Source organism: Bifidobacterium sp. LH_424 (assembly GCF_056356895.1).
The window spans coordinates 502,104-515,755 of record NZ_JBKEVC010000001.1 but is presented as its reverse complement, the minus strand read 5'-3'; the positions used below and the strand labels follow the sequence as shown (position 1 = coordinate 515,755).

Below are 13,652 nucleotides of genomic sequence, written 5' to 3'. Positions count from 1 at the left end.
GGGCGGCACGCGGCCATTCGCGTTTCGGTCGGCTCCGGCCGTGGCGTTCGGATCGGCCGGGACTTTGGCGCGTCAGAAGCGGATGAGCGACTTGATGACCTCGCGCCGGTCCATCGCCTCGTACGCCTCCTGGATGTGGTCGAGGTCGTAGACGCCGGTGAACACGCGGCCGGGGTCGATCCCGTGGTTCACGACCGCGTCGAGCAGACCCGACTCGAGGTCGTAGTGGCGCACGGGCGCAGGGCCGCCCTTGATGCCGATGTTGCCGTAGAACGTGCCTTCGGCGCTGATCTCGACGTCGTGCGGGAGACCGACGCGGCCGATGACGGCGCCGCGGCGGGCGAGGCCGATGGCCGTGTCGAACGACTGCTTGGAGCCGACGCATTCGAGCACCGCGTCCGCGCCGTAGCCGCCGGTCATCGCAAGCACCTTGTCGACGGCGGCCTGGTCGCGTTCGGCGACGACGTCGGTCGCGCCGAATTCGCGGGCGAGGGCGGCGCGGTCCTCGTGGCGGCTCATCGCGATGATGCGCGTCGCGCCGAGCATCCTCGCGGAGAGGACGCCGCACAGGCCGACGGCGCCGTCGCCCATGACGACGGCCGCGTCGCCGGGCTTGACCTCGGCGGAGACGGCGGCGTGGTAGCCGGTGGACATCACGTCGGCGATGGTCAGGAGCGAGGCGAGCGTCTCGTCGTCATAGTCCTCCGGGGAGCCGGGGACCTTGACGCACGTGCCGTCCGCTTCGGGCACGCGCACGTATTCGGCCTGGCTGGCGCCGAAGTAGCCGCCGTGCGGGCACACGGACTCGAAGCCGGCCTCGCACACCGGGCATTTGCCGCAGCTGTACGGGAACGGCAGCACGACGAAGTCGCCGGGCGCGACGGTCGTGACGGACGCGCCCACCTGTTCGACCACGCCGATCGCCTCATGGCCGATCTGGCTGTTTTCGGGATGCGGGGAGAGCCCGCGAAAATACCACAGGTCGGAGCCGCACACGCAGGCGCGCACCACGCGCACCAGGGCGTCCGTGTCCTGTTCGACGCGCGCCTTCGCCACCTCGCGCACGGCCATCTCGCCGGGCTTCACGAAGATCGCGGCCTTCATCGTCTCGCTCATGATCGTCTCCTTCATCATCGTCGTCGTTCGATTCGCGACTTCACATCGTGTCGACGGCTCCCACCGTACGCACCTGAAGCGCTTGAAGGGCAAGCCGCGACACGCCGTCGCGGGCTCCTCGCCGGATCGGCCGGATCGGCCGATCATTTCACCCGCGTGATGGCGTCCCCCTTGACCATGAACCCCTTGCGCGCCATGTCGATCATCGGCTGGTCGAACGCGCTGTCCGTGTAGAACTCGTCGATGACGGCGTCCGCGCCCAGCACCTCGCGCAGACGCTTCGGCTTGTTCGTGTTGAAGTTGAGGTACGTGACCTCGAAGGTCGCGGGGTCGATGGTGGAGGCGATAAGACGCCTGACGCCGAGTCTGCGGCACGCCTCCCCCACGGTCACGTCGAACGAGGCGGTGAGGATCACGTCATCGGGCCGCGGCTCGTACCACGGCTTGATCTTGCGCATGTTGCGGTCCCAGAACGCGCTGACCAGCGACCTCAGTCCGCCGGTCAGGTCGTCGGCGCCGACCACCGAGGCGTCGGCGGCGAGGATGTCGTCTCCGAGCCCGGCCTCCGCCGCGTCGTTCAGGGCGCTCACGCGCAACGCGTCGACGCCCTTCGACGTGGACAGGTCGTGGAGGTATTTGCGCGCCACATCGCCCACGCCACGCTCCATCTGCTCGAGCGTGGCACGCCCCAGCTTGTATTTGGCGGCGTAGCGCAGCACGGGGGCGAGATGGCGGAACACCTTCACGTCGTAGCGTGCGCTGAACAGGTAGAGGTCGAACAGGCTCTCCCCGTCGTAGATGGTCCCATCGAAATCGAAGACCCGCATGCGCTTCCCCTCACCTCACCGGCCGAGACCGGTCGTCACCTGCTGCTCGACGCGGTCGTACGCCTGGGAGAGCAGCATGTTGCCGGGCACGGTAGTCAGCAGGAACGCGAGCACGGCGGCGATGACCGACGCGATGATGCCTTTGATGAGCCTGACGACGATCTTGAACACCACGTAGGCGATGGCCGCGCCGATGGCGACGGTCAGGCACGTCCGCACCTCGGCGGGCAGGCTCCCGTACCACACGGCGATGCGGTCGAAGACGGACAGGTCGAGACCGTTGAGGTCGACGTCGGTCAGATCGATGGCTGGGAACATGGGTTTCCTTTCGAATGTCTGATGGATGGCACGAACGGACCGGGCGGTCCGGACGCGGCCGGTCATGCCTTGTGCGGCATGTCCGTCTCGGTGTCGATGACGATGGTGACCGGCCCGTCGTTGACGAGGCCGACGCGCATGTGCGCGCCGAAACGCCCCTCGCGCACCGGAACGCCGCCGGAACGCAGCGCCTCGTCGAAGCGGATCCACATGAGGTCCGCGTGTTCGGGCCTGCCGGCCTTGACGAAGCTGGGACGGTTGCCCTTGTGCACGTCCGCGTACAACGTGAACTGGGAGATGGACAGAATCTCGCCGCCGACGTCCTGGATGGAGCGGTTCATCTTGCCATGCTCGTCCTCGAAGACGCGCAGATTCAATACCTTGTGGGCGAGCCAGGCGATCTCGGCGTCGCCGTCCGCGTCGGACACGCCGACGAGGATCATGTAGCCGTGGCCGATCTGCTGCGGCTCGAACGTGGGGTCGACGGTCCCGAGCTCGTTGACCACGTCGACGCTCGCCTGGGAGACTTTCTGGATGACGATTCGCATGCCCCCGATTATGCCACGTGTTTGTTCGCCGGAACCTTGCGACGGGCTGGGAGCCGGTCGCCGTGGATGGCCTCGCGGATATGCGAAAGGCGGAAGGGCCGGTCTCGGACCGGAACCTTCCGCCTTGCTCATGCGATCTTCGACGCCGATGCGTCATGCGACCGCGTCACTTGATGATGACGTCCTCGGGCTTGATGTCGGAGGTGAAGCTCGGGGCGAGCTCGCTCTCGTACGCCTTCTCGAAGAAGCCGTCGTCGGTGAGGGTCTTGATCTCCTTGTTGGTCCAGTCGAGCAGGCTCTTGTTGCCCTTCTTCACGGCCGGCGCGATCGTGGACTCGTCGCCCAGGGTCTTGATGCCGACGGTGTAGCCCGGGTTGTCCTTGGCCCACGCGTACAGGTACGTGTTGTCGTCGGCGAGGGCGGCGACGCGGCCGTCCTTGAACGCCTGGAACTGCTGGGTCTTGGAGTCGAACTTCTGCAGGTTCACGTCCGGGTAGTTCTGGGTGAAGTAGGTCTCGGCGGTCGTGCCCTTGGTCACGGCCAGGTCCTTGCCCTTGAGGTCGTCGGCGCTGGTGATCTTCGCGCTCGTCGGGGAGACGACGCCGATGGAGACCTTCATGTACGGGCTGGCGAAGTCGACGACCTGCTTGCGCTCGTCGGTGACGGTGAAGTTGGCGAGCACGAGGTCGACCTTGTCGGACTTCAGGGAGTCGACGCGGCCGTCCGCGTTGACCTGCACCCACTCGACCTTCACGCCCAGGTCCTTGGCGACCTGGTTGCCGAGCGCCACGTCGTAGCCGGCGCGGGTGCCGTCGTTCTTCACGTAGCCGTACGGCGGCAGGTCGCCGAACGTGGCGATGCGGATCTTGCCGGCCTTCTTGATCTGCTCGACGGTCTGGCCCTGCTGGCCGGACGCGGACGAACCGCCGGCCGCCGGGTCGGGGCCGTTGCCGCACGCGGCGACGGAGATCAGCGTGGCCGCGGCGAGCACGCCGGCGGCGATCTTCTTCAGGTTGAACATGGTGGTTTTCCTCTCTCTTGGATTGGCGACAGGTTGGAAGTATCGGGGGTGTCGGCGCTCGTCACTCGTCGCCGACGGGCGACATGCTGTCGAGGAAGTTCCTCGCGCGGTCGGTCTCCGGGTTGGTGAAGAAGTCGGCACCGGACTGGCGTTCGAGGATCACGCCGTTCTCGAGGAACATGACGGTGTCCGCCACGCGGCGGGCGAACTCCATCTCGTGCGTGACGACGATCATCGTCATGTGGCGCTTGGCGAGGCGAAGCATGAGCTCGAGCACCTCGCGCACCATCTCCGGGTCAAGCGAGGCGGTGACCTCGTCGAAGAGCATGAGCTCCGGGTTCATGGCGAGCGCGCGCACGATGGCGATGCGCTGCTTCTGGCCTCCGGACAGTTCGCGCGGGTACGCGTTCTTGTATTCGGACAGCTGCACGTCCGCGAGGAGCCTGTCCATCTGCTCGTCGACCTCGGCCTTGGGGCGCTTCTGCACCTTGGTGGGGCCGAGCTCGATGTTCTTCGCGACCGTGAGGTTCGGGAACAGGTCGTAGCTCTGGAACACCATGCCGATCTCGTTGCGCAGGCGACGCCACGCCTTCTCGTTGTTGTTCGGCACGACCTCGCCCTTGAAGCGGATCTCGCCGCCCTGGATGGTCTCCAGACCGTTGAGGCAGCGGATCAGCGTGGACTTGCCGGAACCGGACGGGCCGAGCAGGACGAGCACCTGGCCGCGCTTCACGTCGAAGCTCACGTCCTTGAGCACCTCATGGTCGCCGTAGGATTTGCGCAGATGGCGCACGGACAGCAGCGGCTCCTCGCCCGTGGCGGTGGTTTCGTTGTCGGCTTCAGCCATTGTTACGCTCCTTGGCTCGCTTCTCCAGGACCTTGGCGATCATCGCCAGCGGCCAGCAGATGATGAAATACAGGAAGAAGATGAATCCGTACACCCAGAAGGCGGCGTCCGGATGGGTCATGCGGTTCGCCTCCATGATCTGCTGGCCGACGGTGATCACGTCGATGACGCTGATGAGCAGCAGCAGCGACGTGGTCATGATGACGCGGGCGGCCAGGTTGATGGTGGCGGGCACCATGAGGTTGATGGACTGCGGGATGCGCACGTACCACAGGATCTGCAGCCCGTTCATGCCGAGCGCCTTGCCCGCGTCGACCTGGTGGCCGGACACGGAGATGAGGGCGCCGCGCACGATGTCGCTGATCTCCGCCGCCACCCACAGGCCGAAGGCGACCACGGCGACGGTCACGCCGTCCACCTGCACGCCGAGTTCGCGCGGCAGGATGTAGTAGGACAGGAACAGGATGACCAGCGTGGGCACGATGCGGAAGAACTCGAGGTAGAGGCGCAGGACGGCGCGCAGGACCGGGTTGTGCAGGATGCGCAGCGCGCCGAGCACGATGCCCAGCGGGATGCCTACGATCAGCGCGAGGCCGGCGACGGTCACGGACGTGCCGAGGCCGGACAGCAGTCGCGTGAGGTTGTCCCCCGCGAAGATGACGCTCGCACCGGAGGCCGCGGTGACGTATGCGGCGCCCGCGGCGTCAGTTATCGCCAAAGGTTCCACGGCGGACCCTCCTTTCGATGAGCGTGAGGATGACGGACAGCGGAATCAGGATGATCGCGTAGGCGACGACCAGCATGAACAGGTACTCGTCGCTGCGGTAGTACATGCCGATCAGGTCGCGAGCCGTGTTGGTGAGCTCCGGCACGGCGATCACCGTGAACACGGACGTCTCCTTGACCATGAAAATCACGTTCGCGGCGACGGCGGGCACGCTGCGCGTCAGTCCCTGCGGGAGGGTGACGTGGCGGATCATCTGCAGCGGCGACAGGCCGAGGGCGCGCGCCGATTCGTTCTGCACGCGCGGGATGCCGGTGAAGCCGCCTTCGAACGCGCCGCACATGTAGGCGGATCCCAGGATGGACATGCCGACGACCGCGCAGGTCTCGGCGCTCCACTTGACGCCGATGGACGGCAGTCCGTAGTACAGGAAGAACAGCTGGATGAGCAGCGGGGTGTTGCGGAACAGCTCCTGGAACACGGTGCTGATCTGGGCGAGGACGGGCACGCGGTATTCGCGCAGCAGGGCGAGCACGAGCCCGAGCAGCGTGGCGAGCACGACGCTGACGGCGGAGAGCCTGAGCGTCAGGACGAACGCCTTCTCGAACAATGGGAGCGCCTGTTGGATGACTTCCCAGCTCACTGCCGCCCTCCTTCCCTGGTCTTGGTTTGCATGGATGTCATGGTCATGTGTGGTTCGCTGGTGTGCGATTCTCTCTTGCGGTTCGTTTCTTCTCTTGTCTCGGTTCCGCAGGGCCGATTCATTCGTTACCCATAAGAATAATGGGGAACGAACGCGCCGATTCTACCAAATATGAAACATTTTCAATCATTATCTCACAATCAAAACTGTCCCACATACTGTCGGAACAATCACGACAAGCTAGCACGACCTCAGGAAAAGCAATGTTTCCAACGAAAACCGGACGACGAACCGGACATCGCGCCCGACGACGGACATGACGCCCCCGACCGTCGTTATGAAGTCTGCTTATACCCCGCTATCGGATAGTCCGAAGTGAATCATGGACACGACGGCGCGGACGGTGTTTCAGACCTCCCGGCGTTGTCGCTTTCGCCCTTAGACTGGAGGGCATGTCTCTAACTATCGGAATCGTCGGACTGCCGAACGTCGGCAAGTCCACCATGTTCAACGCACTGACCCGCAACAACGTGCTCGCCGAGAACTACCCGTTCGCCACCATCGAGCCGAACACGGGCGTCGTGCCGCTGCCGGACGATCGCCTGCCGGTGCTCGCCAAGCTGGTGCACACGGAGAAGATCGTGCCCGCCACCGTGACGTTCGTCGACATCGCCGGCATCGTCAAGGGCGCCTCCGAAGGCGAGGGCCTCGGCAACAAGTTCCTCGCGAACATCCGCGAGGCCGACGCGATCTGCGAGGTCGTGCGCGCCTTCGAGGACGACGACATCGTCCACGTCAACGGCAAGGTGGATCCGGCCGACGACATCGACACCATCAACACCGAGCTGATCCTCGCCGACCTGCAGACCATCGAGAACGCGCTACCCAAGCTGGAGAAGGACCTCAGGGGCAAGAAGATCGAGCCCGAATACATGGAGGCCGTCAAGCAGGCCAAGACCATCCTCGAAGGCGGCGAGACGCTCGACAAGGCGGCGCGCGAGGGCCGCTTCGACAAGGACTCCGTCTACGACCTGCACCTGATGACCGCCAAACCGTTCATCTATGTGTTCAACGTGGACGACAACGAGCTCGCCAACGACGAGCTCAAGGCGAAGCTCGCCGCGTCCGTCGCCCCCGCGCCCGCCGTGTTCCTCAACGCCCAGTTCGAGGCCGATCTGACCGAGCTCGACGAGGCGGACGCCCGCGAGATGCTCGAGGACGCTGGTCTCAAGGAGTCCGGCCTCGACCAGCTGGCCCGCGTCGGCTTCGACGTGCTCGGCCTGCAGACGTTCCTGACCGCGGGCGTCAAGGAGGTGCGCGCCTGGCAGATCCACAAGGGCTTCACCGCCCCGCAGGCCGCCGGCGTGATCCACACCGACTTCGAGAAGGGCTTCATCAAGGCCGACATCGTCTCCTACGACGACTTCGTCGCCGCCGACGGCTCGATGGCCGTCATCAAGGAGGAGGGCAAGCTCCGCCAGGAAGGCCGCGACTACGTCATGCAGGACGGCGACATCGTCGAGTTCAAGTTCTCCCCAACGTCTAAGAAGTGATTGTCGGATAGTATCGGGGGCCTTGGAATTCCAGTGATTCCAAGGCCCCCGTCAAATGGGGAGTGCTGGCCGTTGCGGCGTGGTCTGTGTTGGGAACGGTGCATCGCCGGGGTCTGCGCCCGGTGTGACGGACGATTGGATCGGAGAGAAAGCCACAGGTGCCAATCGTGGACATAATCGCGTTTTGTGTAGCGCGAAACGAAGCCTCTCCATCACACGGCGTTCTGTAATGGAGCCATGACCAACAACAGTGCCAACAACTCAGCAATCTCCATTCAGGTTATGGTGGCCGGCCGTGTTCGTGTCTCACCGGATCTGCCTTTCGGCAACGGGTGCGGACTGGTCCGCGGTTCGGGCTTTTTCGTGCCCGCGTCCAAGCGCATATGGCTGCCCGTGTGCGCGTTCCTCGTCACCACGCCGCACGGCTGTATCCTGTTCGACACCGGCTGGGGTCGGGACATGAGCCCGGACGGCGTCTACGACCGTGGGGCGCAGATCCGCTCTCTCGGCTCATGGTCCCTGTACCGGGTCAACCAGGGTGTAGTGGGTACGGGGATGACCGTGCCTGAGCAGCTGGCCGCGCAGGGCCTGTCCCCGGCTGATCTCGACGTGGTGGCGATCTCCCATCTCGATTGCGACCACGCGAATGGACTGCGCGGCGTGAGGAATGCCCGGCGCATCATGGTATCCAGGGACGAGATGCGGTGCGCCACGCGGTTCCCGAACAGCCTCGTGCGCTTCAATGCCTCGTGGTGGAGGGGAATCGACCTCGACCTGTACGACTGGAACGACCATGAGGGCCCCGCCGGACGATCCTACGACCTGTTCGGCGACCGCAGCGTGCAGCTCATCAACATCCCCGGCCACACCGACGGTCAGGTGGCCATGAAGATCACGGCGCCGTCGGGTCGGTACGTACTGCTGTTCGCCGACGGCGGCTACGCCACGCGATCATGGAGGGACATGGTTACGTCGGGCATCGTCTACGACCGTCACGCGCAGCGCTCCTCGCTCGAATGGATCCGCGAGCAGAGCCTGTCGCCGCTATGCGTGCGGTCGATCGCCTGCCACGACACGGCGAATCGTCCCGAGACGATCCTGCTGAGCTGAAACGGCGCACGTCACGGCACGATCAGTGCGTCCAGTGCGCCGAACACCGTGTTGACGATTCCGTCCACTCCCTGCTCGTGTACCTTGGATGGGTCGTGCAGCCAAAACGTGGTGGCCGACACCATCGATGAGGCGACGATCTCCAGAATCAACTCGCGGTTGACGGTGGGACGGCGCGGACCTTCCGCCCGTGGCGCCTCACCGCCGTCGGTCATCCGCAGTCTGCATTGCCGCTTGATGGCGTCCTTCCATCGTTCAATGAACCGAACGTCGGGCGCCGAGACGAGCAGCGCGTGGAGCGCATCCTCGTTGGCCCGGATGTAGTCCAGCGTGGGCATGAGCGTGACGCGCGCTGCTCCGTGCGCATCCCCGCCATCGGCATCCCTGACGGTCAGTGGCTCGTTCAGCTCCTCGAGGTCCCTCACCAGTCGACGTTCCAACGTCTCGAGCACCTCGCCAACGTGGTGGTAGTGCGCATAGAACGTGCTGCGCGCCACGAACGCTTTCGCGCATAGCGTCTTGACCGATGGCAGCTCGACGCGTCCCGCCGGGCCGGATGGATCGGCGCCTTCGTTGAGCAGATCGATGAGCGCGCGCTCGATGGCAGACTCGACGTCGTCCCGCGGCTTAGACGCAACGGGCGGCGGATCGGCATGTGAGGTCTCCATGTCTCAACTCATATCCGCCATTCCGGACAGGCGACCCCATCGCCGAGGGCGCCAACACCAAGGGTGATAAGGCGTTGTTCATCCGGCGCGCATCCCGACTCGTGGGGTTTCGCGTGGTCTTACTCAGGAATACCGGTACATTGCCATCAGACTCGCTGTCACGGCGGATGACTGAGATCAATGCGTGGAAACGAGCGACTGTTGCAGAAGGGCAAGCCGGTCGAGTTCAAGTTCTCCCCAACGTCTAAGAAGTGATTGTCGGGTAGTGTCGAGGACCTTGGAATTCCCGTGATTCCAAGGTCCTCGTCCATACTGTAGGCAGTTAATTTTATGCGCGAATCGTGCCGTTGCAGCCTCGGCGCGTGTCTGATAATTCTTATGCTACACGAAGGAAGATGACACATAGTTTGAACTGAAGACTCAGGGTCTTAGAAATTCTCAAACCTGATGAAATTGCTGGTGTGACGAGGTTCTCTGGCTGTGTCGCAGAAGTACTGATTCATTCGCGGCATTGAAACGAATGGATAGATGCGCGGTGTGAGCGGACCGCCTAACAACAGCCCCGCTCGTGCGTAAAATCGGACTTACTGTGTTAACAAGAACCGGCACCTTCCCAACTGGTTCCAATATACTGTTCCGCCGTGTTTGATATACGAGCCCTGGTCTCACCGCAATCCAATGGGGACACGTCAATACGCCCTCTCAGCGGAAAACGCGATATGGTTTTCGTATTGGCCGAAGATCGGAATGGTGAGGCAAAGGGGCTGCATAATGGACGCAAAAGAGGCTATCGAACTGAGTATTCGCATATCCAAGAACGGAATCACCGCGGAGAATCAGGCGGCAAAGCGCGTGGAAAGTGTTTTGAGGAATTCGGAAACAGTGGAGAGTGAATCTTCCGGCGCTTCTGGTGACGTCGAATCGACCGCTAGGGCATGGGCCAAGGCCATCAACTTTTTCCGGGTTCCCAAGGGCAAAGTCGTTAGCAGCTGGACGTTGCGCGATGCGGCGGGGGAGCCCAACTCGGCGCGCAGCTCAAGGGCCGGTCAGCGTACGTGGTCTTATCTGAATCGACAGCTGATGGCGTTTTACATGCCGCAAATCCGGAAGCTTAGTCCGGAGGAGCTGCCGATGCTGTATACCGAGCAGATCACGGTATTCGATGATCAGAACGGATACGATGAGAAATATCCAGATAGATGGACCAATCTCGATTGCGCGGACCCTCAGACGGGCAAAGTGTACCACGTGCATCAGTTTGGCGCGGCCGAGGCCTTCTATAACGCCTATGCGCTCATGCGCGACCTCGATACCGTGGGGAGTTACCTAGACTTGTCCTTTCCTTGCGATGCGCAGGCGTACAACAAGTATCTGAACGACGATGAGATCGACAATGGCCAATCAGCCACAGTGGAAGAGGACGATGAGGTCGATGACATCAATGAGGATGACGATCGTCCTGCCAATCCGCTTGACGCGAGTCTGAATCTGATCTTCTTCGGAGCTCCCGGTACGGGCAAGAGCTACGAGATGAACAGGATGGTCACATCTGATTTTCCGAGACGAAGCGAACGCGTAACGTTCTATGCTGACTATCAGCACGCGCAATTCGTGGGAGCGTACAAACCGGTGATGTTCGGCGGACAGATTGAATACCGATTCCGCCCGGGCCCATTCACGCGCGTGTTGGTAAAAGCATTGAATAATCCCCAGAACAATTACGCGCTCGTCATCGAGGAGCTGAACCGTGCCGAAGCGGCATCGGTGTTCGGTGATCTGTTCCAGCTTCTGGATCGTTCCGATGCAGGCATGAGCGAATATCCCGTCTCCACGAGTGAGGACCTTCGCGAGTTTCTCAACGATCCCGACAACGGGAACAATGGTGGACTGTCCAGTACGGGCAAGGACAACCTCGTCTCGCAAATCGCCGAGGTAACCGGCTCGGATGTTTCCCCTGACGATATCTGCGCGCAGATCGTCATTCCCCGCAACATGTACATCTGGGCGACCATGAACTCGGCCGATCAAGGCGTGTACCCTCTGGACACGGCGTTCAAACGGCGTTGGGATTTCCGGTACGTGGGCATCGACGAGGGCGAGACGGAGATTCAGGATCCGGTGTGGAAGGAAAACCGTCGAGCCATCAACCAGCTGCTGCTGAAGGAGGGAGTGAACGAGGACAAGCAGCTCGGCCCCTTCTTCATCAAACGGTCGTTGGATTTCACCAAGAATCGGCAGGCGTTCGACGAAGCCTTTAGAAACAAGGTGCTCATGTACCTGTTCGAGGACGCAGCCAAATACCATCGCGGAATCTTCGACATCGACGCTATCAGGAAGGCACTGCCCATACAGGAACGCGACGGAGTGGATGCTCACACTCTGTCCCTCCACATGCTGTTCGCGGCATGGGATGCCATCGACTTCGGGCTGTTCCATGGTATGCAGTCGACGAACCAACCCGATGACACTGCTGCTGTGACCGGTCAGAATGAACCCGTTTCCGTCCCCGAGGAGATCTTCACGGCATGATGGGGCGTTTCTTCATTGAGGGATTGCCGTATTCGGAACGCGATCTAGCCGAAGCCTGCATCGACGGGCCGGACTGGGGATCGGAAATATCAGGGGCCGAATCCGATTCGTGGCGGCAGGACATCGGCGAGGTAACGAAGCGGCTGTTGACGATGCGTCTCGGCACACGGTCGCCATTGCTGTCGAAAGTCAAAGGCGGTCTGGCATTCAACTATGTGGGTGTGATTGCCGTGTTTCGACACGTGTTCATCGTGCTGCCCAAATACTACGTTCCATGCGGTCGACAGATTGCAGACATGTCATGGCTCATCGGAACGGTGCAGGACATCCTTGCCGCCGTGAGCAGATACCATGATTTGCGCGCCGCGGCGAAGAGTCTGGACGACATTACCTTCGCGCCGTCTTCGCCGTACACCACCGTAGTACAGAATCAGATGGGATTGTACCGATTCCTGCTACAGGACTACGCCGAGCACGGCCCCTACCATGAGGCGCGTCGCATTCGCGAACGAGACGGGGAAGGTCTCATCGACTGGCCGAGCACCATAAACCAGATTAGTCCCGTGGTCACCGGAAGCCGACCCGTCTACATGGAGCTCATCACGACGCGACGCAGATTCGATGATTCCAATTTCATCGCCCGCGTACAGGAATCCGTCGTCATGGAGATCTGCATGCTTATGGAGTCCAGCGGACTGGGTGACCTGTTTCATCTTCCATCGTTCACCATCGCCACGCAGACGTTGGCCAGTCTCGGAGGCGTCGAATATCTCGTGATGAGGCTGGAGCGTGAGCTGGCCGTACGATTCGACACCAGGTCCAAGCGACTTCTCAACGCGCTTATCGATTACCTGAGGGGACGCTCTCGAACCGTGGACGACACCGTCGTCGCGGAAGGCACGACCTCATTCAATCTGGTCTGGGAAAGCATATGCCAACAGCTATTCCACGACCGCAGCGACGAGCTACGCATGCCGAAACCCCATTGGACGTACCGGATGGATCACGACATGATCTGGGACATGACAGCATCGGACGATACGTTCGGGGTCATCGGGCAGGGGACGGTCGGCTCCGCCGAACAGAGCGACGATGAATCCGGCACCGACACGGCGGAAGGATACGGCAACGCCGACCCGCGCACCCTGATTCCCGATGTGATCAATAAGGACGATCCGACGGGATGGTACATTCTCGACGCGAAATACTACGTGCCATCGTATGGGAAGGATTTCATCGCCGGAGCGCCCGGCATCGGTGACATCATCAAGCAGTACTTCTACATGATGGCAATCGTCGGCCGCAGCTCCACGATCAAGGTGCTTGGCAATGCATTCATCGTTCCGGGGCGGCCGCACGCCGGGTCTGAAACCGATACGACACTGCCGAAGCGCCAACGGTATCTGCTGCTGCAACGCGGCGTCGTGACGCTTGACTTTGTCAACGCATTCCTGGGAAGCGGGACGTCCATGCAGAACGACACCGAGATTAAACTGTTCGAGATGGATCCTGAACAAGCGATCAGCCGCTATATCGACCCCTCCGAGGACGGCACCCACGCCGGCGTCTACCTCAAGGCCATGTTCCAGCCGATGCAGGCGGGTCAGCAGGAGTTCGTATGCGGAGGCATACCGGCTGGCATCGTATGATCATGCGACGCCCGAAGAGGCCGATTGGATTCGAAGAGCCCACTATGGTCATCGTCGTCTTGCTCAACGCGGCATGATAAGATTACACATCCGGATTAG

General features: G+C 62.2%; 13 protein-coding genes. 4 read left to right on the top strand and 9 right to left on the bottom strand.

Annotated features, from left to right (window positions below; genetic code table 11):
* Positions 1-72 precede the first annotated feature (72 nt).
* From AC1AYP_RS02040 to AC1AYP_RS02005, 8 genes are all read right to left on the bottom strand, one after another.
* Positions 73-1,116: a zinc-dependent alcohol dehydrogenase family protein gene (locus AC1AYP_RS02040; RefSeq protein WP_476546619.1), complete on the bottom strand. Its 1,044-nt coding sequence runs from the start codon at positions 1,114-1,116 to the stop codon at positions 73-75.
* Positions 1,117-1,259: 143 nt separating this feature from the next.
* Entirely contained in the window at positions 1,260-1,943 is a 684-nt protein-coding gene (locus AC1AYP_RS02035) for an HAD family hydrolase (protein ID WP_476546618.1), read from the bottom strand.
* A 15-nt stretch (positions 1,944-1,958) separates the two neighbouring features.
* On the bottom strand, positions 1,959-2,261 hold the full coding sequence (locus AC1AYP_RS02030) for a hypothetical protein (protein ID WP_476531994.1): 303 nt from the start codon (positions 2,259-2,261) through the stop codon (positions 1,959-1,961).
* A 62-nt stretch (positions 2,262-2,323) separates the two neighbouring features.
* Positions 2,324-2,809, bottom strand: a complete 486-nt coding sequence (dtd, locus tag AC1AYP_RS02025) for a D-aminoacyl-tRNA deacylase (RefSeq protein WP_476546617.1) — start codon at positions 2,807-2,809, stop codon at positions 2,324-2,326.
* Positions 2,810-2,975: 166 nt separating this feature from the next.
* Positions 2,976-3,830 (bottom strand): transporter substrate-binding domain-containing protein, encoded by an 855-nt coding sequence (locus AC1AYP_RS02020; protein WP_476501792.1) that lies wholly within the window; start codon positions 3,828-3,830, stop codon positions 2,976-2,978.
* A gap of 61 nt (positions 3,831-3,891) precedes the next feature.
* Positions 3,892-4,677: an amino acid ABC transporter ATP-binding protein gene (locus AC1AYP_RS02015; protein ID WP_476531990.1), complete on the bottom strand. Its 786-nt coding sequence runs from the start codon at positions 4,675-4,677 to the stop codon at positions 3,892-3,894.
* Positions 4,670-5,395, bottom strand: a complete 726-nt coding sequence (locus AC1AYP_RS02010; protein WP_476531988.1) for an amino acid ABC transporter permease — start codon at positions 5,393-5,395, stop codon at positions 4,670-4,672. The genes AC1AYP_RS02015 and AC1AYP_RS02010 overlap by 8 nt, the downstream gene beginning before the upstream one ends.
* A complete protein-coding gene (locus AC1AYP_RS02005) occupies positions 5,382-6,044 on the bottom strand; it encodes an amino acid ABC transporter permease (RefSeq protein ID WP_476546616.1) in 663 nt (220 codons plus the stop codon). Before AC1AYP_RS02005 ends, AC1AYP_RS02010 begins: the two co-directional genes overlap by 14 nt.
* 452 nt (positions 6,045-6,496) lie before the next feature.
* Here AC1AYP_RS02005 and ychF point away from each other — a divergent pair, with 452 nt between their 5' ends.
* Together ychF and AC1AYP_RS01995 are read left to right on the top strand one after the other, a co-directional pair.
* Positions 6,497-7,597, top strand: a complete 1,101-nt coding sequence (gene ychF, locus AC1AYP_RS02000; RefSeq protein WP_476546615.1) for a redox-regulated ATPase YchF — start codon at positions 6,497-6,499, stop codon at positions 7,595-7,597.
* A gap of 363 nt (positions 7,598-7,960) precedes the next feature.
* Positions 7,961-8,707 (top strand): N-acyl homoserine lactonase family protein, encoded by a 747-nt coding sequence (locus tag AC1AYP_RS01995; protein ID WP_240811886.1) that lies wholly within the window; start codon positions 7,961-7,963, stop codon positions 8,705-8,707.
* An 11-nt stretch (positions 8,708-8,718) separates the two neighbouring features.
* Here the strand turns inward: AC1AYP_RS01995 and AC1AYP_RS01990 are convergent, their stop codons facing one another.
* Positions 8,719-9,375, bottom strand: a complete 657-nt coding sequence (locus AC1AYP_RS01990; RefSeq protein ID WP_476546614.1) for a hypothetical protein — start codon at positions 9,373-9,375, stop codon at positions 8,719-8,721.
* A gap of 771 nt (positions 9,376-10,146) precedes the next feature.
* Here AC1AYP_RS01990 and AC1AYP_RS01985 point away from each other — a divergent pair.
* Entirely contained in the window at positions 10,147-11,904 is a 1,758-nt protein-coding gene (locus tag AC1AYP_RS01985) for an AAA family ATPase (protein WP_476546613.1), read from the top strand.
* Positions 11,901-13,553: an LlaJI family restriction endonuclease gene (locus AC1AYP_RS01980; RefSeq protein ID WP_476546612.1), complete on the top strand. Its 1,653-nt coding sequence runs from the start codon at positions 11,901-11,903 to the stop codon at positions 13,551-13,553. The genes AC1AYP_RS01985 and AC1AYP_RS01980 overlap by 4 nt, the downstream gene beginning before the upstream one ends.
* Positions 13,554-13,652: the final 99 nt, after the last annotated feature.